This is a genomic window from Fictibacillus nanhaiensis, from assembly GCF_019801215.1.
Lineage (GTDB): Bacteria > Bacillota > Bacilli > Bacillales > Fictibacillaceae > Fictibacillus > Fictibacillus nanhaiensis_C.
Genome location: NZ_JAHVJO010000001.1, coordinates 1,054,270 through 1,076,309 on the forward strand (window position 1 = coordinate 1,054,270; position 22,040 = coordinate 1,076,309).

28 protein-coding genes are annotated in these 22,040 nt (G+C 38.8%); all 28 read right to left on the reverse strand.

What is annotated here, in order from left to right; genetic code table 11:
* Positions 1–5: 5 nt before the first annotated feature.
* Complete coding sequence (gene flhB / locus KUV80_RS05415; protein WP_222462263.1) at positions 6–1,085, reverse strand: flagellar biosynthesis protein FlhB; 1,080 nt, start codon at positions 1,083–1,085, stop codon at positions 6–8.
* Positions 1,086–1,089: 4 nt separating this feature from the next.
* Positions 1,090–1,863 carry a flagellar biosynthetic protein FliR gene (gene fliR / locus KUV80_RS05420; RefSeq protein WP_222461640.1) on the reverse strand — a complete coding sequence of 258 codons (774 nt, stop codon included), beginning with the start codon at positions 1,861–1,863 and terminating at the stop codon, positions 1,090–1,092.
* 1 nt (position 1,864) lies between these two features.
* Complete coding sequence (fliQ, locus tag KUV80_RS05425) at positions 1,865–2,137, reverse strand: flagellar biosynthesis protein FliQ (RefSeq protein ID WP_222461641.1); 273 nt, start codon at positions 2,135–2,137, stop codon at positions 1,865–1,867.
* Positions 2,138–2,154: 17 nt separating this feature from the next.
* Positions 2,155–2,835, reverse strand: a complete 681-nt coding sequence (gene fliP, locus KUV80_RS05430; RefSeq protein WP_222461642.1) for a flagellar type III secretion system pore protein FliP — start codon at positions 2,833–2,835, stop codon at positions 2,155–2,157.
* The gene (locus KUV80_RS05435; protein ID WP_222461643.1) at positions 2,828–3,475 is read right to left on the reverse strand and encodes a flagellar biosynthetic protein FliO; all 648 of its coding nucleotides are present in this window, start codon (positions 3,473–3,475) and stop codon (positions 2,828–2,830) included. The genes fliP and KUV80_RS05435 overlap by 8 nt, the downstream gene beginning before the upstream one ends.
* Before the next feature lie 16 nt (positions 3,476–3,491).
* Entirely contained in the window at positions 3,492–3,854 is a 363-nt protein-coding gene (locus KUV80_RS05440) for a response regulator (RefSeq protein WP_222461644.1), read from the reverse strand.
* A gap of 18 nt (positions 3,855–3,872) precedes the next feature.
* A complete protein-coding gene (gene fliY / locus KUV80_RS05445) occupies positions 3,873–5,012 on the reverse strand; it encodes a flagellar motor switch phosphatase FliY (RefSeq protein WP_222461645.1) in 1,140 nt (379 codons plus the stop codon).
* Complete coding sequence (gene fliM / locus KUV80_RS05450) at positions 5,006–5,998, reverse strand: flagellar motor switch protein FliM (protein WP_222461646.1); 993 nt, start codon at positions 5,996–5,998, stop codon at positions 5,006–5,008. The genes fliY and fliM overlap by 7 nt, the downstream gene beginning before the upstream one ends.
* A 33-nt stretch (positions 5,999–6,031) precedes the next feature.
* The gene (gene fliL, locus KUV80_RS05455; protein ID WP_222461647.1) at positions 6,032–6,460 is read right to left on the reverse strand and encodes a flagellar basal body-associated protein FliL; all 429 of its coding nucleotides are present in this window, start codon (positions 6,458–6,460) and stop codon (positions 6,032–6,034) included.
* Positions 6,461–6,676, reverse strand: coding sequence for a flagellar FlbD family protein (locus KUV80_RS05460; RefSeq protein ID WP_222461648.1), 216 nt, complete (start codon positions 6,674–6,676; stop codon positions 6,461–6,463). It lies immediately after the preceding gene.
* Between the two features lie 49 nt (positions 6,677–6,725).
* Complete coding sequence (gene flgG, locus KUV80_RS05465) at positions 6,726–7,550, reverse strand: flagellar basal body rod protein FlgG (RefSeq protein ID WP_222461649.1); 825 nt, start codon at positions 7,548–7,550, stop codon at positions 6,726–6,728.
* An 83-nt stretch (positions 7,551–7,633) separates the two neighbouring features.
* Positions 7,634–8,008 carry a TIGR02530 family flagellar biosynthesis protein gene (locus tag KUV80_RS05470; protein ID WP_222461650.1) on the reverse strand — a complete coding sequence of 125 codons (375 nt, stop codon included), beginning with the start codon at positions 8,006–8,008 and terminating at the stop codon, positions 7,634–7,636.
* Between the two features lie 14 nt (positions 8,009–8,022).
* On the reverse strand, positions 8,023–8,475 hold the full coding sequence (gene flgD / locus KUV80_RS05475) for a flagellar hook assembly protein FlgD (RefSeq protein WP_338083467.1): 453 nt from the start codon (positions 8,473–8,475) through the stop codon (positions 8,023–8,025).
* Positions 8,476–8,481: 6 nt separating this feature from the next.
* Positions 8,482–9,636: a flagellar hook-length control protein FliK gene (locus KUV80_RS05480; RefSeq protein ID WP_222461651.1), complete on the reverse strand. Its 1,155-nt coding sequence runs from the start codon at positions 9,634–9,636 to the stop codon at positions 8,482–8,484.
* A 14-nt stretch (positions 9,637–9,650) separates the two neighbouring features.
* Positions 9,651–10,223: a MotE family protein gene (locus tag KUV80_RS05485; RefSeq protein WP_222461652.1), complete on the reverse strand. Its 573-nt coding sequence runs from the start codon at positions 10,221–10,223 to the stop codon at positions 9,651–9,653.
* Between the two features lie 14 nt (positions 10,224–10,237).
* The gene (gene fliJ, locus KUV80_RS05490) at positions 10,238–10,675 is read right to left on the reverse strand and encodes a flagellar export protein FliJ (protein WP_222461653.1); all 438 of its coding nucleotides are present in this window, start codon (positions 10,673–10,675) and stop codon (positions 10,238–10,240) included.
* Positions 10,675–11,994: a flagellar protein export ATPase FliI gene (gene fliI / locus KUV80_RS05495; RefSeq protein ID WP_222461654.1), complete on the reverse strand. Its 1,320-nt coding sequence runs from the start codon at positions 11,992–11,994 to the stop codon at positions 10,675–10,677. The genes fliJ and fliI overlap by 1 nt, the downstream gene beginning before the upstream one ends.
* Entirely contained in the window at positions 11,984–12,787 is an 804-nt protein-coding gene (fliH, locus tag KUV80_RS05500) for a flagellar assembly protein FliH (protein WP_222461655.1), read from the reverse strand. The genes fliI and fliH overlap by 11 nt, the downstream gene beginning before the upstream one ends.
* Complete coding sequence (gene fliG / locus KUV80_RS05505; RefSeq protein WP_222461656.1) at positions 12,780–13,793, reverse strand: flagellar motor switch protein FliG; 1,014 nt, start codon at positions 13,791–13,793, stop codon at positions 12,780–12,782. The genes fliH and fliG overlap by 8 nt, the downstream gene beginning before the upstream one ends.
* A 13-nt stretch (positions 13,794–13,806) precedes the next feature.
* Positions 13,807–15,402 (reverse strand): flagellar basal-body MS-ring/collar protein FliF, encoded by a 1,596-nt coding sequence (gene fliF / locus KUV80_RS05510; RefSeq protein WP_222461657.1) that lies wholly within the window; start codon positions 15,400–15,402, stop codon positions 13,807–13,809.
* A gap of 80 nt (positions 15,403–15,482) precedes the next feature.
* Positions 15,483–15,782, reverse strand: a complete 300-nt coding sequence (gene fliE, locus KUV80_RS05515) for a flagellar hook-basal body complex protein FliE (RefSeq protein ID WP_222461658.1) — start codon at positions 15,780–15,782, stop codon at positions 15,483–15,485.
* Between the two features lie 12 nt (positions 15,783–15,794).
* Entirely contained in the window at positions 15,795–16,244 is a 450-nt protein-coding gene (gene flgC, locus KUV80_RS05520) for a flagellar basal body rod protein FlgC (protein WP_222461659.1), read from the reverse strand.
* A 2-nt stretch (positions 16,245–16,246) separates the two neighbouring features.
* The gene (gene flgB, locus KUV80_RS05525) at positions 16,247–16,633 is read right to left on the reverse strand and encodes a flagellar basal body rod protein FlgB (RefSeq protein ID WP_222461660.1); all 387 of its coding nucleotides are present in this window, start codon (positions 16,631–16,633) and stop codon (positions 16,247–16,249) included.
* Between the two features lie 343 nt (positions 16,634–16,976).
* The gene (gene codY / locus KUV80_RS05530; protein ID WP_222461661.1) at positions 16,977–17,756 is read right to left on the reverse strand and encodes a GTP-sensing pleiotropic transcriptional regulator CodY; all 780 of its coding nucleotides are present in this window, start codon (positions 17,754–17,756) and stop codon (positions 16,977–16,979) included.
* Between the two features lie 24 nt (positions 17,757–17,780).
* Positions 17,781–19,175, reverse strand: a complete 1,395-nt coding sequence (gene hslU / locus KUV80_RS05535) for an HslU--HslV peptidase ATPase subunit (protein ID WP_222461662.1) — start codon at positions 19,173–19,175, stop codon at positions 17,781–17,783.
* Positions 19,176–19,200: 25 nt separating this feature from the next.
* Complete coding sequence (hslV, locus tag KUV80_RS05540; RefSeq protein WP_222461663.1) at positions 19,201–19,740, reverse strand: ATP-dependent protease subunit HslV; 540 nt, start codon at positions 19,738–19,740, stop codon at positions 19,201–19,203.
* Between the two features lie 24 nt (positions 19,741–19,764).
* Positions 19,765–20,667 carry a tyrosine recombinase XerC gene (xerC, locus tag KUV80_RS05545; protein WP_222461664.1) on the reverse strand — a complete coding sequence of 301 codons (903 nt, stop codon included), beginning with the start codon at positions 20,665–20,667 and terminating at the stop codon, positions 19,765–19,767.
* A gap of 61 nt (positions 20,668–20,728) precedes the next feature.
* On the reverse strand, positions 20,729–22,036 hold the full coding sequence (gene trmFO, locus KUV80_RS05550; protein WP_222461665.1) for an FADH(2)-oxidizing methylenetetrahydrofolate--tRNA-(uracil(54)-C(5))-methyltransferase TrmFO: 1,308 nt from the start codon (positions 22,034–22,036) through the stop codon (positions 20,729–20,731).
* Positions 22,037–22,040 lie beyond the last annotated feature (4 nt).

Here is a 22,040-nt window from a genome sequence, read left to right on the forward strand (position 1 = left end):
CAGCCTTACACTTTTTTCTTAACCCGATAAACAAAGGCCAAAATTTCAGCAACTGCTTTAAAAAGATCTTCTGGAATCACACCGCCAATGTCGACCTTTGCGTACAAAGTTCGAGCTAACGGTTTATTTTCAACCGTGACAACATTATGTTCTTTTGCGATTTCTTTGATCTTTTGAGCAATTAAATCGACGCCTTTTGCTACAACGACAGGTGCATCCATGCCGCCATCATCATATTTTAGTGCAATAGCGAAGTGGGTCGGGTTTGTGATAATCACATCAGCTTTCGGCACTTCTTGCATCATTCGTCTCATGGCCATCTGCCTTTGTTTTTCTTTAATCTTCCCTTTGATTTTCGGGTCACCTTCGGACTTTTTATATTCATCTTTTATATCTTGTTTAGACATCCGGATGTTTTTTTCAAAATCATATTTTTGATACATATAATCGAGAAACGCAAGAAACAGTAAAACGAGTGAAGCAAAAAAACCCATCTTAACGGCAAGTCCTCCAAACACCGGAAGAGATGCTTCAATACTTACTAAAGACATTCTTAAGTAAACGTCACGCTCCATCCATAGGATAAAGAAAGTTACACCGCCAATGAACAGAATTTTCAATAATGATTTGGACAGCTCCACAAGTGCCCTTACGGAGTAGATTCGTTTAAAACCTGATAAAGGATTGATGCGTTCAAGTTTCATCTGAACAGCTTCTGTTGATAACAAGAAACCAACTTGCATATAGTTGCCTATGACACCAGCAGTCATTGCAGCGATCATAATAGGGGCTAAAATAATGGCTACTTCCATGGAAAGCTCCCAAAATAATTTCGGAATGCTCGTTTCTGACACATCGTAGAGAAGTTTTTTATCGAGACTGTGTGTGAAAAGATGAAGCAAACGTTCACCCATCCAACCACCCATAAACGCAAGTAACATGACAGAGAAAAACAATACGAGTGCAGCGTTTATATCAGCACTTTTTGCGACCTGCCCCTTTTTCCGGCTTTCTTGTCTCTTTTTAGGAGTAGCTTTTTCTGTTTTTTCTTGTGAGAAATATTGTAAGTTCATTTTGTATCTCATCAATTTAAGCAGCCCCTAACAATTCCATTAAACTGATCATGCTCTCACGCATCTGTTCGATCAGCATTTGGATCGATACAAAGAAAGCAGGCAGCACAACTAAAAATAAAACGAGTGCTACGAGTATCTTTATAGGAAGACCGATTACAAAAATATTCATTTGTGGAACCGTCCTTGCAACGATTCCTAGGGCAAGGTCCGTTAAAAACAAGGTTCCTACAATAGGAATGGCCATCTGCAGAGCAACAAGGAACATTCCAGAAAAAACACTTAGAACGAATCTCGTCAAACTTCCGTTTCCGAAATTGGCAATTGCTGAATCAATCGGCAGAAATTGATAACTGTAAAAGATGCCATCCAACAGCATATGATGTCCATCTGTTGCGAGCAAAAAAAGCATAGCAAACGTATAAAGATATCTCCCCATCAATGGTGTTTGAATGCCAGTCTGAGGATCAAAAACATTTGCGATAGCAAAACCCATCTGTAAGTCGATAAATCCCCCTGCGACTTGGAGAGCGTAGAAAACAATCGCCGCAATAAAACCAATGGAGAGCCCTATCATTGCTTCCTTGATAGCAAGCAGTATGAAACCTCCATCTATGCCAATAGGGTCCGGATTTACCGCATATAACATGATCCATGATAAGAATAAAGAAAGTCCTATCTTATGAAAGACCGGCAGATTTTTATTAGAAAAGACAGGAATTGTTAGAAGAAATGCCGATACTCTAGTTAGTATTAATAAAAATGCCGGGAAAGAAAGTAAATCTATCATGTTATAACCCTACATAATGATGAAGATTTTGAAAGATATTTGAAGTAAAGGCTAATATTTGCGATAACATCCACGGTCCAAAAAATACAAGCCCTACCAAAACAGCTACGATTTTAGGTATAAATGCAAGAGTCTGCTCCTGAATCTGAGTTGTTGCTTGAAAGATACTGACAATTAAACCGACAACTAACGCTAAGGCAAGGAGCGGACCGCATAATAAAAGAGTAATATATACCCCTTTTTCCGCAAGAGATACGACAAATTGAGAATCCATGTTTCCACCTGCCCGTTTTAATAGCTTAATAACAATGACTTAACAATTAAATGCCAGCCATCAACTAACACGAATAATAAGATTTTAAATGGCAGTGAAATCATAACAGGTGGAAGCATCATCATCCCCATTGCCATTAAAACACTGGCAACGACCATGTCGATAATGAGAAAAGGAACAAAAATCATAAAACCCATTTGAAAGGCAGTCTTCAGTTCACTGATGGCGAACGCAGGTACAAGAGTTGTTAAAGGAATATCTTGAATACTCTCAGGCTTCTTTGCCCCTGAATATTCTAAAAAAAGCATCAAGTCCTTTTGTCTTGTATGTTTTGCCATAAATTCTTTTATTGGGATACTACCCTTTTCATATGCTTCATTTTGTGAGATTTCACCTTTTACAAGAGGCTGAATGGCTTCTTTGTTTACTTCCTGCATAACTGGTGCCATGATAAAAAATGTTAGAAATAAGGCAATCCCGATTAAAACCTGATTTGGCGGCATCTGCTGAGTGGCCAGAGAAGTTCTAACAAACGAAAGAACAATAATGATCCGCGTAAAACAGGTCATAAGGATAAGAATGCTGGGCGCGAGCGACAAGACTGTTAACAGAAGCAAAAGCTGAATTGTCGTTTCCATGTTTGCCGGGTCACTATTATTAATAAAATCTAGATCCAGACCAGGGATAAATTCACTCATGATGTTTACCTTTCTCAAACGCCTTTTCAATTTCCTTACGCTGCTCTTTTTTGTCATTCAAGATTGAATGTAACATGTTCTTAAAATTGGTTTTTGGATCAACATTATCTTTTGATCTTGTTTCTGTTTCGTTTCGGTTCAGCAATCTGGACTTGAGCTGGCTTGTAACAGTGCCTACACTTTGCGCAGGACGCTGTTCGAGCATCGCATCCACTTCAGCTTCATCGGTTATTTCCTTTAAAAGTGTTACAGTGTCTCCAACCCCTAAAACTAACACTGTATTTCCCGTTTTAATCAACTGTACAGAACGGTTCTGACCGACACCTATTCCACCTAATGACTGAAGGTTTTTGCCGTCCTGAAAGCTTACTGATTTTTTTTGTATGAAACGTAAAACGAAAAACAAAATTGCAAGTACAATCCCAAGCATGAAAATGAGCTTTACTAGCATAAAGAAAGTGCCGCCTTCATCAGGCGCGGTTTTTAGCTCCGTGTTTTGTTTTTTCTCTTTGTCGTCACTTTTTGAGTTATTTATCGTATCGTAGACGCTTTTCCCTTGACTGTTGCCTTCCGCTTGTACTGTGACAGGTACAAACGAAAGACATACTGCTGTAATCAAACCGATAAACCATTTGAACATTGATATGGACACTCTCTTATCCCAATGTTTTCTTTATTGCTTCAATTACACGGTCAGCTGCGAATGGCTTTACGATGAAATCCTTCGCACCCGCTTGAATTGCATCAATAACCATTGCCTGCTGTCCCATTGCCGAGCACATAATAATTTTTGCTTCAGGATGTGATTTTTTTATTTCTTTTAGTGCAGTAATGCCGTCCATCTCTGGCATTGTAATATCCATCGTTACAAGATCTGGTTTTAATTCTCCAAATTTTTCAATAGCTTGTGCACCATCAGCTGCTTCACCAACCACATCAAATCCATTTTTCACTAAGATATCTTTAATCATCATTCTCATAAATGCTGCATCATCTACTACTAAAATACGCTCTCCCATAACACTAACCTCCGTTAATTATTTCAGTTTTTCTAAACGATCACGCTGACTTAATATCTCTGTTACACGAACACCAAAATTTTCATCAATGACGACCACTTCACCTTTTGCAATCATCTTATGATTAACAAAGATATCGACTGGTTCACCAGCTAATTTATCAAGTTCAACTATAGAACCGGCTGTCATTTCTAAAATATCTTTTATCGTTTTTTTCGTTCGACCTAATTCCACCGTTACTTGAAGCGGAATATCCAAGAGCATATCCAAATTTTTTGATTCTACTTGACTTGAACCGAAGTCACTAAAATCCGAAAAACTTGCTGGCTGCACAGATACGTCTCTCATTTGCGGCTGATAACTTGGTGCTGAGGCTGGCCTTGAATCCCTCTGTGCTGGTGGTTCTTCATAATGGTGCATGACAGGCTGTACCTGCTCTTTTTGTTCTTGAGGCTTGTAATCTGCTACTGGTTCTTGTTCTACAACAGGGTCGGGATTCATTAGTTTTTGTACTAAATTTTTCGAAAACTCAGCATCAATCAATTGCATAATGTTCGAGTCAATTAAGTCTCCAACCTTTAACCGGAATGAAACCTTTACTAAAATTTCTTCTTGAGGTATCAGATCAGTATCCGATTCAACATCTAAGAAGTCGATCTTAGGTGGCGAAATATCAACTTTTTTGTTAAAGATAGTAGACATTGAAGTAGATGCAGATCCCATCATCTGGTTCATCGCTTCACCAACAGCGCTTAATTGCAGTTCTCCAAAGTCAGGTGAAGGATTTGTACCTTCTCCGCCTAACATAAGATCAGCTATTATTTGCGCATCTGACTTCTTAATGACTAAAAGGTTAGCTCCTTCGATTCCTTCTGTGTATGTAACTTGAACGGCAACATGTGGAAGTGGAAATTCATCTTTTAATTCCGTTCTCTTTACAACATCAACAGTAGGGGTTGTGATCTCTACCTTTTGATTCAAAAGTGTAGAGAGAGCAGTGGCAGCACTTCCGAAAGAAATATTCCCAATCTCACCTAAAGCATCTTGTTCGATGGAAGATAAATAGTCTTCGGTTGATGTCGTTCCGGACGAGGAAGGACTTCCACCGTTTAGCAAAGCATCAATTTCATCTTGTGAAAGCATATCACCACTTACCATTGATCCTCATCCTCCTTAATGGTTTCTATTATTTGTACAGCTAATTTCTTTTTTACTTTTCCAGGCTGCCCATGAAATTTCGGATTGTTTTCTACTTTAATGACAAGAGGCTGATTAATTCCCTGGTCTAGTTCAATACAATCACCTATGGAAAGATGAAGGAATTCTTCAATAGACATCTCTGAAGATCCTAGTTCCACTTTAAAGGGCAGAAAGGCATTCTTTAATTTATGCTGAATAAATTCAGTCTCACCTGGAATCCGCGTCTTCTTTTTGTTCTGCATCCAATGATGGACAGAAAGCTTAGGAATAATCGGTTCAATCACAACGTGAGGCAAACAGATATTAATCATTCCGCTCGTTTCCCCAATGGTTGTGTTTAACGAGATAACTACAACCGTTTCATTCGGTGATACCATTTGTAAAAACTGTGGATTTACTTCTAGGTCCACCATAAATGGATCTAACTCGATAACACTTGTCCACGCTTCTTTAAAACTTTCCAGTGTATTTTCAAACAGCTGGCTCATGATTTTCGTTTCAATTTCTGTTAAGTTCTCGATTTTATTCATGCCTGCACCACTGCCGCCCATTACCCTGTCGAGCATGGCATATGCGATGTTCGGATTCACTTCCATTAGGATGCGTCCTTCAAACGGTTGAGCTTCAAATACGTTTAAGAGTGTCATTTTAGGGACAGATCGAATGAATTCTTCGTATGGCAGCTGGTCAACAGAAGCCACTCCAATCTGTACATAGGTTCTTAACTGAGCTGAAAAATAAGTTGTTAAAAGTCTGGCGAAATTTTCATGCAGCCGGGTTAAACTGCGTATTTGTTCTTTTGAAAAACGAAGTGCTCTCTTAAAATCGTAAACTTTTACTTTTTTCTCTGACTCTTCTTTCTTCAACTCTTCTGCATCCATCTCACCAGTTGAGAGGGCTGAGAGAAGTGCATCAATTTCGTTTTGTGATAAAACATCTACCAAGAGTCTCACCTCTTTTCATGCGGTTATATGGTTTTATTGAACGATCTTTTGGGTTGTGTAGACTCTTATTACTTTTCCATCTTGCATGACCTTTGTGATGTGCTTTTGCAATGTGCTCTCCAGGTTAATCAATCCTTTTTGTCCTGAAAGATCGGCCGTTTTCATGTTCGAAATTTCATAGATAATCAGATTGTTTACTTGAAATAGCCTTTTTTCCAGCTCATGCTTAGCATCTTTGCTATCAGCCTGAATCTTAAACTTGATTTTTACATAAGACTGATCCGCTAAATTTGTCGTGATTTCATCTGTTTCGACCATTAACTCTTCAAGTTCTTCTGCAGTAGGTTCAGCAGCTTCAGTTTTAGGTGAAAAATGTTTAAAACCAAAGTATCCGGCAGCACCCATCAGGCCTATAGCCAAAAGCATGGAAACCATGATCGTAACAGCTTTATTTTTACCCAACTACAAACCCTCCCTTTTATTACTGTCAAATGGCAGTAAAGTAATATTTCGATAAAAATCGGACACTTTTTGTGCAACCCTTTCTTCGCTTTCTTTAACCACAAACTTTTTGCCTGTCGTCAATGTAATCGTCGTATCAGGAAAGGATTGAACTTGTTCAATATAGATTGCATTCAGTGTAAACGTATGGCCATTTAATTGCGTTACGGAAATCATATGAATATAGGGCTAAGCATCTGCTTGCTTAACCCTCCCTCCCTTCACGTTAACGTTTTAAGTTCACCAATTCTTGAAGGATCTCATCAGATGTTGTGATTATTCTTGTATTCGCTTGGAAGCCACGCTGAGCTACGATCATTTCCGTAAACTCTTCAGATAAATCGACGTTGGACATTTCTAGTGCACCTGCTACTAGAGTTCCAGCTCCGCCTGCACCAGGCAATGCTCCAGTCGGGGCTCCTGAGTTTGTACTTTGACGATATTCATTGCTGCCTGATTTTTCTAAACCTTCATTGTTCGCAAACTTAGCAAGCTGCACTTGACCCGCAGGCTGTAATACTCCTGCATTATCAATATAATTAAGAGTACCGTCAGAACCAACACTAAAACTTTTTGCGTCTGTAGGTATTTTTAAAACTGAATTCCCTGTACCTAACAAGAACTTACCGTCTCCATTAACCACATAGCCTGTTTGATCAAGATAAAAGTTTCCAGCTCTTGAATACGTCGTTTCTGTAAGTGTGATAGCAGTTCCTGCACCTGCAACTGTTCCTGTCCCTAACCTAAAGAATCCATCCCCGGAAATCCCCAGATCCAATGGACGTCCTGTTGTCTGTAAGCTTCCTTGTGTATGAACAGTATCGATTGTTGCAAGTTGTGATCCTAACCCTACCTGTTTAGGGTTAACTCCTCCACGTCCACCACCTGCCGCACTTGCCCCAGCTATCTGTTGACTTACTAAATCTTTAAATGTTGTACGGCCTTTTTTGAACCCGTATGTGTTTACGTTTGCAATGTTGTTACCAATTACATCAAGCTTCACCTGAAAGTTTTTCATACCACTGATTCCTGAGTACATCGAACGTAACATTTGTTTTTATCTCCCTTACTTGATTTAATGACTGCGTCTATCATTCGGCAGTTTTGTGAGCCTCCTGTAAAGGTCCAGCTCGGTTATTCGTCTATCACTATGGCGCCGTTAATATTTGTAAAAATCTTAGAATCTGCTTCATTCCGACCTAAAGCAGTGATAACGGTTTGATTTGGCGCATTTACGACTAGTGTTACATCTCTTAAGATGACCAATGAATCCTTTACGCCTTTAGTTCCCGCTTCTTTTACCTTTTCGCTAATCTTGTTCCAGCTGCTGTCCGTAATTTTAATATTTCTGTCGTCCAGTCTTTTTTGTGCATGCTTGCTTATTGTGAGTGCGGACTGTAATTCTTTATTAAGAAGCGACTTGAACGCATGATTACTCTCGGTCTTGTTGGTCCGTTTTGGCAAAAGAGTAGGCTGGTATAATTGATGAGCGTGTATACGTTCGCTCATAGTATCAACTCCTGTTACTTCTCTGAATCTGTAATTTTAATCACTTGAAAGCTGCTGATTTTTGATCCGTCGGTCATTTCTAGTAAGACATTACCTTTTTCAAACAATACGGATTTCACTGTCGCTTCTTTAAGTTCTAATACCTTTTTACCTTCCGCATCAACAGTCTCTGATTCATAGGTTACTTGTTTACCAATCATCTGACTCTGCTGCAGAAGAGAGGATTCTGACTGAAAGGTAAGAAATTGCTGCATTGTTGAATTCATGTTTGTCATTTGCTCTAGAGATGAAAAACTGGCCATCTGTGCAATAAATTCACGGTCTTGCATAGGATTAGTTGGATCTTGATTTTGCAGTTGTGTAATAAGAATCTTAAGAAAGTCATCTTTCCCTAGCATGCTAGATCCTGTTTGTTTTGTTTTTGCTTGATAGTTCGACAGCATTAAATCTTCTGATATTTTTGTCACGCTTCATCACACCTTTTCATTTAAAACAATTTGTGAGAGCTGCTCTTCAAATGACATACCGTTAGAATCAAGCTCATCGCTTGAATCATCATCCTCAGTCCGTTTCCTGTCTTCATGATTTTGATTTTCCTGATCATGAAATTCAAAAGACTGCTCGTCTTTTTGAAAAAATACTTCAAGCTTTTCAAATTCGATATTTTGTCCTGCAAACGATTGTTTTAATTGGGACAGCTGGCCGTCTAACGCTTCTTTTGCAGCTTGACTGGATGCTATTATTCTAGCAGTGATCTCTCCCTGTTTTTGAACGAGCTGAATTTCAATCGTTCCTAAGTGCTCCGGAGTGAGTTTAATGTGCAGTTTGGCAAAACCGGCTTCGTTTACAATCAATTTACCTCTTGTGATCAGCTGCTGTATTTCTCTTGTAAACTGTTTTTGTCCTTCGTCACTAGAAGCGGGAACTCTTAACGTCCATTGTTCTAAAGGTGAGAGTGGACTCTGAAACGTTTGAAACTCTTTTGAAGCTGGTGTCAACTGTTCACTAGTCTTTGTTGGTACATACCTTTGAAAAGCTTGTTCGGCATAGGTCTGTACTTTCTTTACGACAGATAGTTGTTCCATGATCTTGTGAAACGTATTTTTATCTTGTGTTGCTTGATCATTCATCAGCTTTTTGACTTGATTAAAAATTTGCTCGATTTGTTTTGGCAATGAATGTTTTTGATCAAGATTTGCGGATGGAAACCACTTTTCTAAAAGTGATGTTAACTCTTTCTTTTGCGAATCTGTTAGCGTTTGCTGTTGATCTTGTACCATTACTTGTAAAAGGATTGCTAACTTCATTTCTGGTGCACCATTCATAACATCAGAGGCGTCGATCCGTTCCTGAAGTAATCTCTCAATCTCTTCTCTCAGTTCAGCTGGAAATCCATCTAATAAAGACTGAACTTCCTCTTCATTTACCGATTCTAAATTCCAAAGGTGCTCTATTTCTTCTCCAACGGACAAAAGGTTCATAATGATTCCACCTAACCCATCAGAACTTTCTGCAGGTGGGGTTTCAGAAGTTGAGAGCAATTGTGAAAAAAGCATTCCAGTACTTGGTTGTTTACTGCCATTTGACATCGGAATGGAAGTTGATGATTGGGATAGCATGACTTGCATATTCTTCACCTCCTTTAAAGAGAATTACTCGCCATTAAAACGGTAAGCTCGGCTGCACGTTTCCTATCAAGTTTTGCAAGAATGGCGGCTTGTGTTTCTGATTGTAAAAGAGTTAATATTCCAAGAACTTCGTTATTGCTCATCTCTGTCATGACTGCAGCGGCATCTTTTGCACTCATTGCCTCATAAAGCTTTTTTAATTGTTCGTTCTCTTCTTCCTTAACTGTTGTTTCTGCATCTTCAACTTGCTTTTCAAGTAAAGCAATATCACCTTTTAGAGTAATCACTTCTTTTTCCTTTTTTTGAAGATCGGCTGTTAGTAATTTTATGTAATCTTCTTGCTCATCAATTTTTGCTTGATATTGTTTTTCAAGATTTTCATTATTTACAATCGTTGTAACTAGTTCATCTTCATCAAATGCATTCTTGATTAACGGAATCTTTTTGCCAGTATTCTTCGCTTCTTCAAGAACGTTTACTCCCATAAACGAAAGAACAATAGCAAAGACGGTTACAGCAAAAATTGCAGGAACGACGATTACTAAGAGAAACCATACAAATTTACTCGATTTTTCATTTTGTTTCATCGGCTCACCTGTTTTCACGACTTCGCATAACGCAAAACAGAAAATTCATCATTTTGCTTGTTCTCATAAGAAGTCACTTCCATTTTATAGACGTGTAATTGTTTCTCTTTCAGCTTTTCAAACTTCTTCACTTCAATCGTTTGCTGAAGAAGTTTTTGTTGAATGATTTGCATTCTCTCTCTAGCCCGTTGAAGAAGGGGCTGTAACTCTTTAATCTTGTTTGTCATGGATAATAAAAAGCGTTGTGTATTCTGAAGATCATTTACAACTATTTTTTGCTGAAATTGTTGGTTTGAATGGTTTTCTACGTCTTCTTTGCGTTTTAAAAGGCTGTAAATTTCTTCTGCAATACTTTCAAATGCCTGAACTGCTTCACCTAGCTCAAGTTCAATGGATTCTTTTTCTTTTTGTTTAACTGATAAAACTTTTTCCATTGAGAATTGAAACGACATTACAGATCATCCTTTCCAAATTCCATCAAAAGCCGCTGTACGGCTTCATCAAAACTTACATCTTCGTCCACTTGCTGTTTTAAAAATGACAGAATGCTAGGATATGTCTGAATGGCTTCATCAACGATTTTAGACGATCCTCTTTTGTATGCTCCAATGCTTATAAGGTCTTCAGCTTCAACATATGAGGAAAGAAGTTCTCTAAATCTATCAGCGGCCTGACGATGTTCCACTTGGACAATATCATTCATTACTCGGCTAATGCTTTTTAAAATATTCACTGCCGGAAACTGACCTTTATTCGCTAGACTTCGATCCAGTATAAAGTGCCCGTCTAAAATTCCTCGTACTGTATCTGATATCGGTTCATTAAAGTCGTCTCCGTCAACGAGAACTGTATAAAAGGCAGTGATCGTACCGTTCTTGTTTGTACCCGACCGTTCTAAAAGCTTTGGCAAGACTGCGAAGACGCTTGGTGTGTAACCTTTTGTTGTTGGAGGTTCCCCTACGGCAAGTCCGATCTCTCGCTGCGCCATTGCGACACGTGTTACAGAATCCATCATCAACATGACATTCTTTCCTTGATCCCTGAAATATTCTGCTATGGCGGTTGCAGTTTGGGCTCCCTTTATCCGCATTAATGCAGGCTGATCTGAGGTTGCAACGATTACAACTGAACGCTTTAACCCTTCTTCACCAAGGTCTCGTTCTATAAAGTCGAGTACCTCTCTGCCACGCTCGCCAATGAGTGCTATAACATTAAGATCGGCTGTTGAGTTTCTCGCTACCATACCAAGCAAAGTACTCTTCCCAACACCGCTACCAGCAAATATGCCTAAACGCTGTCCTTTTCCTACAGTCAAAAGACTGTCGATAGAGCGAATTCCCAATTGAATGCTCTCATGAATTCTTGGCCGTTCCATTGGATTGGGGGGCTCATTTTCAGTAGGATATCGAAACAATCCCCGAGGAAGAGAAGACCCATCAAGCGGAATGCCCATACCATCTAATACTTTTCCTATCAGTGATTGTCCTACTTTAATTTCCAGTGGTCTGTGAGTCGCTTCTACAAGACTGCCGACCGCAATATCTTTAACATGAGTAAAAGGCATGAGCAGCACGTTTTCTTCTTGGAAACCAACAACTTCTGCTTTAATTTTTTGTTTTTTTCCATTCGATGTATGGATGTAGCAAACATCTCCAATGGATGTCTTCGGCCCCTTTGACTCAATCATCAACCCGATTACCCTGATTACTTTTCCATATCTTTTAAATGAGTCGATGGACTGCAAGGAATCTATCAGGTAATCAACATTCATGCTTGAATACCTCAATCTGCTCAATCAGCTTTTCTCTAATCTCTTTTAGCTGAACATCGAGAGTGGCATCGATTTTTCCAAAAGGGAATTCGATGACAGCACCATTTTCCTCTAATGATTCATCCGGATAAATAAACAATGTTGCCGTTGATTGCAGCATATTTTTTAACTCTTCACGATGATGAAGGGTTAGATCAAACCATTGGGTAGGAACATATAATTTTACCGTTTCAAACTCGCGAGCTTCTTTTACAAGTTGTTTCACGATTGATACCCATACTTCTGGAGTATCTTCTAATGTTCTTCCAATAATCTTCTCAGCAGCCTTAATCGCCAATAAAATTATTTGTGGCTCTGCTTCATTTATGACTTCATCATAATCTTCTTTCATTTTGTCAATGAAACTCTTTACTTCATCTAGTTGTTTCTTCCAGTTTTGATGACCTTGTTCAACCCCAGATTGGAACCCCGCTTCAAAACCTTCTTGTTTTGTTCTCTCGAATTCTTCTTGCATCTTCAAGCGCCACTCTTGTTCTTCTGCTTTTATTTTTTCATGCTGTGATTGTACAAACATTTCAGCATCAGCTTTGAGTTGAGCTGCTTCTTTTTTAGCTTCTTCTAACAAAGTGGAAGCTTCATTTTTTAGACGATGTATTGTAGTGTCATCATCTTCTTCAGGTATGCTCTCATTTATTTGTGCAAAAAGGGTAAGAGGTTGTATCCCGATTACTACATCTTGATCAGGGGCACGATGATTGCTTTGATTGTTAAAAGATTTAATTACCTTAGACAATCACATCATCTCCTCCGCCTCTAGCGATAACGAGTTCTCCAGCTTCTTCAAGTCTGCGGATTGTCCCAACGATTCTTGATTGAGCTTCTTCCACATCACGAAGGCGGACAGGACCCATGAATTCCATTTCTTCTTTAAAGTTCTCTGCCATACGCTGCGACATATTGTTAAACATCACTTCTTTCACTTCTTCACTAGAAGCTCGTAATGAAAGTAGCAAGTCTTCGTTTTGAACTTCGCGTATAACGCGCTGAATGGCACGGTTATCCAGCGTAACAATGTCTTCAAACACAAACATTCTCTTTTTGATCTCTTCTGCCAATTCAGGGTCTTGAATTTCCAGTGCATCCAGAATCGTTCTTTCTGTACTGCGATCAACACCATTAAGGACTTCTACAACTGCTTCAACACCACCAGCTTGTGTGAAATCTTGTGTTACGGTTGCTGAAAGTTTTCGTTCTAAGATCTGTTCTACTTCACTGATTACTTCAGGGGACGTTCTGTCCATTAAAGCAATACGTTTTGCAATATCTGCCTGCATTTCAGTTGGCAGCTCAGATAATATTTGACCTGCTTGCGATGAATCTAAGTAAGCTAATATGAGTGCAATTGTCTGCGGATGTTCATTTTGAATAAAATTTAAGATTTGCCCCGGCTCTGCTTTTCGAGCAAAATCGAATGGTCTAACTTGCAGAGTTGACGTTAGCCTGTTAATGATCTGCATCGCTTCGTCTTTGCCCATCGCTTTTTCCAAAACCGTTTTAGCGTAACCAATTCCACCTTGCGTAATATAATCTTGAGCAAGGGCTAATTGATGAAATTGTGTAATAATCTCTTCTTTTAATGTTGAATCTACTTTTCTAACTTGAGAGATTTGCAGCGTCAGTCTTTCAATTTCTTCTTCACTCAAATGCTTATACACTTGAGCCGCTACATCAGGACCTAAAGAGATAACGAGGATTGCTGCTTTCTCTTTGCCTGACAACTCTTTTGCGCCTTTAGCCATCTTTCGCTACCTCCTATTCCTCTGTTAACCACGTTCTAACAAGTTTTGCGAACTCTTCCGGTTTTTCTTTTGCCATTCTTTCAAGTTGTTCTTTACGAACTGTACCTTCAGAACCTTGCTCTTTATTCACATCAGGAACGTAATACGTCTGTTGTGTTTCCATCTCGTATTCTTCAATCGTACCCTTATCCTCTTCAACTCTCTTTTTACGTGAAAGTAAGAAGATTAGTAGAATGATAATGAGAAGCAAAATCCCTCCGGTTATGTAAATCCAAATGGGTATGCCTGTAGATGCCGGCTTTGCGTCTGGCTTTCCATTAAAGGGTTGGGCAGAAACAAATATCTTTTCTTGAATCTGCTCGTCTGTTAATTGGTTGTTCACGTCTTTAGATATACTCGTTCTTACAATTGCACTTAAGATTTGTTCAATATCATCTAGTCTTTCTTGTGGCAATGATTCAGGTTTTTTCGGGTTTGGAGGCTCCACCATAACCTGAATACCTAAATCTCTAATCTGGTATGGACTCTCAACAATTTCTTTCCGAATCTTATTTACTTCATTATTTATTCGTTCTTCAACTTTTTCATAATCTCCGTTAGAACCACCAGCTGCTCCCGGATATGTAGGCACTTCTTGATCGCCTGTTCCTCCTACACCGCCCGCCGCTGCTCCTTCACCAGTAAACGTTTCACGAATTCTCTCAACACTAATCTCGATCCCTTTCATGTTGTCTTTATCAACAGGTTCGACGATCGTTTCTTCTCTCTTTTCTTCCGTGAAATCGATATCAGTCGTTACAGTAGCTACCACTTTATCTTGTCCCATGATCGTTGCTAGCATCTGCTGAACACGTCGCTGTAAGTCTCGCTCTACATCTTGCTTAATCTTCCTCTGTTCTTCGTATTTTGAAGCAGAAGAATTAGCATTTCCAGAATGATTTAGATCGTAATAATTAAAGTATTGGTCAGTGATGACGATATTTTCCATAGGGAGATTAGATACGCTTTTGGATACAAGGTGATAAAGTGCTTTTACCTGATCCTCATTTAGTCTCGCTCCATCACCTAATGAAAGAACAACTGATGCAGATGCTTTTTCTTCTTCTTGGTTCACCCAAACACTGCTTTCTGGCAGTGTGATCATTACACTTGCATCTTCTACCCCATTAATACTTTTAATTAAATTGGCTATTTCCGTTTGAGTTGCTTCCCGTTCAAGAACACCGAATTCTTTATCCGTAATACCAAACCCTGATTTTTCTCCAAAATAAGAGAAATCAATATTTCCACTTTTCGGCAGCCCTTCTGCAGCTAGCTGAACTTGCAGATTATTCACTTGACCTTCTGGAACAAGGATGGTTTTTCCGGCGTCCCCTACCTCATTTGCGATTCCTTTACTATTTAAATTCTCCTGAATCTGGCCTGCTTCTTGAGGTGATAGATTCGTATATAAAGGAACTAGATTAGGGGTGGACATCATGACGGTCAGAAAAATAAAACCTGCTATAAAAAGGAAAATACCCCCGAGTATTATTCCTTTTTGTGTATTTGAACGGGCTTTAAACCGTTCTGTTATTTGCTTAGTGACTTGTTTCATTTTCTCGTTCATTTTTTCCCCCGATAAACGCAATAAAAAATTTTATAGCTACCCCCAAATTAGAACGCACATTACGAATTATATAATAGGTCTTAAACCTGCATTCTCATGATTTCCTGGTAAGCTTCAACTACTTTATTGCGAATTTCAAGAGTAGTTTGCAATGTAACACTTGCTTTTTCAGCTGTAATCATGACTTGGTGAAGATCATCCATATTGCCATTCATTAACGCCTGTGTAGCATGGTTTGACTGCGTTTGAGTCTCATTTAAATTCTCTATTGCACCTTGAAGATAATTTTTAAAGCTTTCTTGAGCTTCAAATGGTGTAGTTTTTGACGTTGGAGTAATACTGTTTAAACTTTGAAGTGCTCCAATTGAAATTTTATCCATGAGTCACCACTCCTAACGGCCGATTTCTAGGGCTTTTAAGTACATCCCTTTTGCTGCGTTTAATGCAGTAACATTTGCTTCATATGATCTTGTCGCGCTCATTAAATCAACCATCTCTTTTAGTGGATCTACATTAGGCAACTGGACAAAACCCTCTTCGTTTGCATCTGGATGATCTGGCTGATATACCGATTTGAACGGTGTATCATCTGCTATGATCCCATTCACTCTAACACCGTTTACATTTTCTTCTTTATTAACCGCTTTGTTATACATACTTTTAAAACTGGATTCCCCTGAACCCAGTACAACCATTTTTCTTTTATACGGCTCCCATTCACCGTTTACTAGTCTACCTCTTGTTGTATCCACATTCGCCATGTTTGCTGAAGCAACATCCATTCTAAGTCTTTGAGCAGTTAGTCCAGATGCAGATACATTTAAAGCATCAAATACTCCCATACCTATCTCCCACCTTTAACAACCATCTTAATCGAGCTGAATTTTCCGTTTATTCGCTGCACGAGTGTTTGATAATACAATTGGTTTTTCGCTAATTCTGCCATTTCCTTATCAACATCTACGTTGTTGCCATTGTGATTCATCGTTGTATTTCCTTGTTCTTTTACATAAAAGGAAGAAGGAGTCTGAGTGCTGAAGGAAACATGCCGCTTATCCGTTTGATTTGCGTTTAAACTTCGATCGAACTCCTGTTTAAAAACTGTTTCTTTCGCTTTATATCCAGGAGTGTCCACATTAGCCAAATTATTTGAAATGGTTTTTTGTTTTAGTGCTGACCCATCTAATGCCATTTCCAAGTTTCTCATGACAGGGCTAGAGAACAAGTCCATCACTTCCCTCTTTTTTACTATAGATGTTTCATTTAATGTTAAATCTTACCGCTATATCATATTTTAAGTGATATATCCAAAAAGTGTCTATGTATTTTTTCCCAAAGTGACGTTTTTCGATATAAAGCACTATATTTCGACTAGTTCTATATACCCAAAAACTTTAATAGTAATAATATCCTGTCTTTTTCCAAGCTGAATTGGTGTTTTTATTGCTTCTAATGAATCGACAAATTTTTTATTACTCATTGAAAATCATCTTTTTTGTCTATGTTTTGATGGATTAAAACCTAAAAAAAAGCCCATTCTTAGTAAAAAGAATGGGCTTTTCATTTTTTCATCATTATGATGTTTTTAGTTTTTCAAGTTCTAACAAGAATTTGTCGTTTAAAACCTTAATATACGTTCCTTTCATTCCAAGAGAACGCGACTCGATTACACCAGCACTTTCTAATTTTCGAAGTGCGTTTACGATTACAGATCGTGTAATCCCTACTCTATCTGCAATTTTACTCGCTACAAGTAATCCTTCGTTTCCTTCAAGTTCTTCGAAGATGTGTTCGATTGCTTCAAGTTCGCTGTATGACAATGAACTGATCGCCATTTGTACAACAGCTTTGTTTCTAGCTTCTTCTTCGATCTCTTCCGCTTTCTCACGAAGGATCTCCATTCCAACTACTGTAGCACCATACTCAGCTAATACAAGATCATCTTCTTCGAAAGAAGTTGATAGTCTTGAAAGAATGAGCGTACCTAATCTCTCTCCGCCTCCAACGATAGGGACGATTGTAGTTAATCCTGTAGAGAATAAGTCTTTGTTTTCAACAGGGAAAGCTGTGTAGTCACTCTCAATGTCAATATTGGATAGAGACTCTGTAATGTTGAAAAGATTTTTAGTGTAGTCAGTTGGGAACTGACGGTCTGTAATCATCTTTTTCATACGCTCGTTCTCAATCTCTTGTTTTAAAGCTAATCCGAGCAGCTTACCGCGGCGGCTCACTACGAATATATTAGCACCGATTACAGAGCTTAGTGTTTCAGCCATCTCTTTAAAGTTTACTTGTTTGCCACCAGTTTGTTGTAGCATTGAGTTAATGCTTCTTGCTTTGTTCAATAAATTCATTTTCTTTCTTCCTCCTAGTGCATCCTATAATATATATTGGCTTAAATCTTTATTTTTTGCGATGTTAGCCAGTTTTTCTTCTACATACTCGGGTGTAATCGTAATCTGTTCTAAACTGATATCTGGCGCTTCAAAAGACAAATCTTCTAATAAACGCTCCAATATCGTATGAAGTCTCCTTGCACCAATGTTATCGGTATCTTGATTTACTTCATAAGCGATACTTGCAATCTTAGCAATAGCATCGTCAGAAAATTCAACATTTATACCTTCTGTACTTAATAGAGCTTTGTACTGTTTAATAATCGCATTGTCAGGCTCTATTAATATACGTGTAAAATCATCTACAGACAAGTTATTTAATTCTACACGGATCGGAAATCTTCCTTGAAGCTCCGGGATCAGGTCAGATGGTTTTGCCATATGAAATGCTCCAGCTGCAATAAATAAAATATGGTCTGTTTTTATAGAACCGTATTTTGTCATCACGGTTGATCCTTCAACGATCGGAAGAATGTCCCTTTGAACTCCCTCGCGGCTCACATCAGCTGAGTTTTGATTTTTGCCAGCGATCTTATCAATCTCATCTAAAAAAATAATACCTGTTTGCTCTGTCTTGTAAACCGCTTCGCTCGTCACATCGTCCATATCAATCAATTTTGCTGCTTCATCTTGAGTTAATACTTTTCTTGCTTCACGAACGATAAGTTTTCTTTTTTTCTTTTTCTTCGGCATCAGTCCGCCAAGCATATCTTGCATATTCATGCCAACTTGCTCAAGTCCAGAGCCTTGAAACATATCCATCATTGAAGGATTTTGTTCTTCTACTTCAACCGTAACAAGATGGTCTTCCATTTCTCCAAGAGCTAGCTTGTGTGCCATTTGTTTTCGTTTTTGGTTCAAATCTGCTGTATCATCCTGTTGTGGAGGCTGGTCATCGTTTTGATTCCCTCCGCCAAAAAACATTTCCAGTGGATTTTTATAGTTTGTTTCTGTCTTCTTGCTTGGGACGAGAAGATCGACTAGCCTTTTATTTGCATTCGTTTCTGCTTTGTCTTTTACTTCGTTGATCTTCAGTTCTTTTACAAGACGTACGGATGTTTCAACTAGATCCCGCACCATCGAGTCTACATCACGGCCAACATATCCTACTTCAGTGAACTTAGTAGCTTCAATTTTAATAAATGGAGCTTGTGCCAGTTTAGCGAGCCTTCTTGCTATTTCTGTTTTTCCTACACCTGTAGGACCGATCATTAAAATATTCTTTGGCGATACTTCATCACGCAATTTATCGTCGAGCAAGCTCCTTCTATAACGATTTCGCAGAGCAACAGCGACTGCTTTTTTTGCATCTTTTTGACCAATAATATATTGATCAAGCTTTTCAACGATTTGCCTTGGAGTTAATTGACTGTTCATTCTAAATCGCTCCTTTAACAGAATATTACAGTTCTTCTAACACGATCTCTGTATTCGTGTACACGCAAATTTCTCCTGCTGTTTGCAAAGAAGCTAATGCAATTTCTTTTGCCGAAAGGTGGGAAGCGTTATTCTTCAATGCTCTCCCTGCTGCAAGCGCATAATTCCCACCTGAGCCTATGGCTAAAATTCCGTCATCAGGTTCAATTACTTCCCCTGTTCCTGAAATCAATAACATGTGCTCTTTGTTCATTACAATAAGCAATGCTTCTAATTTTCGTAACACCTGGTCTGTGCGCCATTCTTTGGCCATTTCAACACTCGCTCTTTGAAGGTTCCCACTATACTCTTCTAGCTTGCCTTCGAATTTCTCATATAGAGTAAATGCATCTGCGACAGAACCGGCAAAGCCTGCAAGAATTTTGCCTCCATAAAGCTTTCTTACTTTTTTTGCAGTATGCTTCATAACGACAGCATTACCGAATGTAACCTGACCATCTCCTGTCATGGCCGCTTCCCCATTGTGCTGGATGGCAAATATGGTAGTTGCATGAAAAGTTGACATTGAAAAATCCCTCCCTTTTTGTTTTTATGCTCGCGGATGAGTATTATTATAGATTTTTTTTAAATGATCTTTTGTCACGTGTGTGTAGACTTGAGTAGAGGAAAGATGAGCGTGTCCCAACAATTCCTGAACTGCTCTTAAGTCTGCACCTTCATTGAGCATATGAGTCGCAAAGGTATGGCGCAATACGTGAGGACTAATATGTATGGTCAGCGAAGATTGCTCAATCATTTTATTCAATATTTCTCTTACGCTTCTCGCGGACAAAGGTTCCCCTTTATAATTTAAAAATAAAGAATCTGTTTTATTTTCAGTTTTTTCAAGCAAAAGCTTACGTCCATCTTCTATATATCTTATTAGCGCTTCCTTTGCAAAAGATCCTACAGGAACGTATCTTTCCTTTTTCCCTTTTCCTTTTACTAAGGCAGCTTCCACATACAAATCCAGATCTTTCACTTGCATCTTACAGCATTCGCTCACACGTATGCCCGTTCCGTAGAGTAATTCGAGAATCGCTTGGTTTCTTTGTCCGATTGGCGTGTTAATATCAGACACGTTAAAAAGCTTCTCCAACTCTTTTTCGTAAAGAAATTGAGGAAGCATCTTTGCTTTTTTAGGCAGTGAAGCCATGGCAAACGGATTTTGTTCTACGATTTTTTCTCGATTTAAGAAGCGATAAAAACTGCGAAGTGACGAAATTTTTCTAGCGACTGTATTTCTCGCATACTGTTTTTCATGCAGCGTAACAAGATAATGTCTGACTAAAACATAAGAAACAGCAGCGAATCCTTCGATTGCTTGCTGTTTCAAAAAAGAAGTAAAGTCTAAAATATCTTTTTCATAATGTTCAATCGTATATGGCGAACTGTTTTTTTCAATCATTAAATATTGAAGAAAGTCCACCACGAGCTGGCGTTCTGCTACCATATTGTACACCTCACAAAGCCCCTAAATCTTAACACAACTTAGGGGCCAAAGCAATACATGTTCACAAATTTGTTATAAAATTCTGAATTGTTCCAAGTGCTCGATCAGCAAGTGCTGTGTTTCGCTCTTGCTTGTTTTTAATTCTTTTCTCTAACGGAGGCAATAGTCCAAAGTTAGCGTTCATAGGCTGAAAGTTATCAGGGTTTGCCGTTGTAATATAATAGGCCATGCTCCCAATTGCTGTCTCTTTAGGAAAAGTAACTACTTCCTCACCTTTTACAAGTTTAGCAGCATTTATACCTGCGACTAATCCGGATGCCGCACTTTCAACGTACCCTTCAACGCCAGTCATCTGTCCTGCAAAAAACAGGTCATTTCTTGCCTTTAATTGATACGTGTCTTTTAAAAGGTTCGGTGAGTTTAAGAACGTATTACGGTGCATAACTCCGTATCGTACGATTTCTGCATTTTCCAATCCTGGAATAAGGCGGATGAGTTCTTTTTGCGGGCCCCATTTTAAATGAGTTTGAAATCCTACGATATTATATAGAGTTCCGGCACTGTTGTCTTGTCTAAGTTGGACCACCGCGTACGGGATTTTCCCTGTTTTTGGATCTTCAAGACCAACAGGTTTCATTGGTCCGAATAATAAGGTTTTCTTCCCTCTGTTTGCCATGACTTCAACAGGCATGCAACCTTCAAAAAAGATTTCTTTTTCAAATTCTTTTAACGGCACAGTCTCTGCGGAAATGAGAGCTTCGTAAAAACGATCAAATTCTTCTTCAGTCATTGGACAGTTTAGATACGCTGCTTCACCTTTGTCATAACGAGACTTTAAATAAACCTTGTCCATATTGATGCTGTCTACTTCAATAATCGGAGCAGCTGCATCATAGAAGTAAAGATATTCTTCACCTGTTAAAGCATTTAATGCTTTTGATAGATTGTCGGATGTTAATGGCCCTGTGGCAATAATGGTAGGTCCTTCTGGAATCTCCGAAACTTCTTCATTAATTACTTCAACGTTCGGATGATTCTTCACACGCTCTGTTACAAGGCTGGCAAATTCATGACGATCTACCGCCAAAGCTCCGCCTGCAGGCACTGCACAATCATCTGCAGAAGAGATAATTACAGAATTCAACTTTCTCATTTCTTCTTTTAATACACCAACTGCATTCGTTAATGTATTTGCCCGTAATGAGTTTGAGCAAACAAGCTCGGCAAACTTCTCTGTATGATGAGCCGGTGTTTGTTTTACCGGTCTCATCTCATATAATTTTACTTTGATTCCTCGGCTAGCGATCTGCCAAGCTGCTTCACTTCCAGCAAGACCCGCACCGATTACATTTACATGTTGGTATTCCATGAAG

Excerpts from the sequence above, each read along its gene's own strand:
- fliP (WP_222461642.1), bottom strand. The coding sequence starts at position 2,835 with ATGAGTGAATTTATCCCTGGTCTGGATCTAGATTTTATTAATAATAGT.
- fliF (WP_222461657.1), bottom strand. The coding sequence starts at position 15,402 with ATGAACGAGAAAATGAAACAAGTCACTAAGCAAATAACAGAACGGTTT.
- KUV80_RS05435 (WP_222461643.1), bottom strand. The coding sequence starts at position 3,475 with ATGTTCAAATGGTTTATCGGTTTGATTACAGCAGTATGTCTTTCGTTT.
- KUV80_RS05485 (WP_222461652.1), bottom strand. The coding sequence starts at position 10,223 with ATGAAACAAAATGAAAAATCGAGTAAATTTGTATGGTTTCTCTTAGTA.
- KUV80_RS05480 (WP_222461651.1), bottom strand. The coding sequence starts at position 9,636 with ATGCAAGTCATGCTATCCCAATCATCAACTTCCATTCCGATGTCAAAT.
- fliY (WP_222461645.1), bottom strand. The coding sequence starts at position 5,012 with ATGGTAAGTGGTGATATGCTTTCACAAGATGAAATTGATGCTTTGCTA.
- fliG (WP_222461656.1), bottom strand. The coding sequence starts at position 13,793 with ATGGCTAAAGGCGCAAAAGAGTTGTCAGGCAAAGAGAAAGCAGCAATC.
- hslV (WP_222461663.1), bottom strand. The coding sequence starts at position 19,740 with ATGTCAACTTTTCATGCAACTACCATATTTGCCATCCAGCACAATGGG.
- flgG (WP_222461649.1), bottom strand. The coding sequence starts at position 7,550 with ATGTTACGTTCGATGTACTCAGGAATCAGTGGTATGAAAAACTTTCAG.
- KUV80_RS05460 (WP_222461648.1), bottom strand. The coding sequence starts at position 6,676 with ATGATTTCCGTAACGCAATTAAATGGCCATACGTTTACACTGAATGCA.
- KUV80_RS05470 (WP_222461650.1), bottom strand. The coding sequence starts at position 8,008 with ATGAGCGAACGTATACACGCTCATCAATTATACCAGCCTACTCTTTTG.
- hslU (WP_222461662.1), bottom strand. The coding sequence starts at position 19,175 with ATGAACAGTCAATTAACTCCAAGGCAAATCGTTGAAAAGCTTGATCAA.
- fliE (WP_222461658.1), bottom strand. The coding sequence starts at position 15,782 with ATGGATAAAATTTCAATTGGAGCACTTCAAAGTTTAAACAGTATTACT.
- flgB (WP_222461660.1), bottom strand. The coding sequence starts at position 16,633 with ATGGACTTGTTCTCTAGCCCTGTCATGAGAAACTTGGAAATGGCATTA.
- flhB (WP_222462263.1), bottom strand. The coding sequence starts at position 1,085 with ATGAGATACAAAATGAACTTACAATATTTCTCACAAGAAAAAACAGAA.
- trmFO (WP_222461665.1), bottom strand. The coding sequence starts at position 22,036 with ATGGAATACCAACATGTAAATGTAATCGGTGCGGGTCTTGCTGGAAGT.
- codY (WP_222461661.1), bottom strand. The coding sequence starts at position 17,756 with ATGAATTTATTGAACAAAGCAAGAAGCATTAACTCAATGCTACAACAA.
- fliJ (WP_222461653.1), bottom strand. The coding sequence starts at position 10,675 with ATGTCGTTTCAATTCTCAATGGAAAAAGTTTTATCAGTTAAACAAAAA.
- fliR (WP_222461640.1), bottom strand. The coding sequence starts at position 1,863 with ATGATAGATTTACTTTCTTTCCCGGCATTTTTATTAATACTAACTAGA.
- fliQ (WP_222461641.1), bottom strand. The coding sequence starts at position 2,137 with ATGGATTCTCAATTTGTCGTATCTCTTGCGGAAAAAGGGGTATATATT.
- xerC (WP_222461664.1), bottom strand. The coding sequence starts at position 20,667 with ATGGTAGCAGAACGCCAGCTCGTGGTGGACTTTCTTCAATATTTAATG.
- flgC (WP_222461659.1), bottom strand. The coding sequence starts at position 16,244 with ATGGGAGTATTTGATGCTTTAAATGTATCTGCATCTGGACTAACTGCT.
- fliI (WP_222461654.1), bottom strand. The coding sequence starts at position 11,994 with ATGAATGTTGATTACCTGATAGATTCCTTGCAGTCCATCGACTCATTT.
- KUV80_RS05440 (WP_222461644.1), bottom strand. The coding sequence starts at position 3,854 with ATGGGAGAGCGTATTTTAGTAGTAGATGATGCAGCATTTATGAGAATG.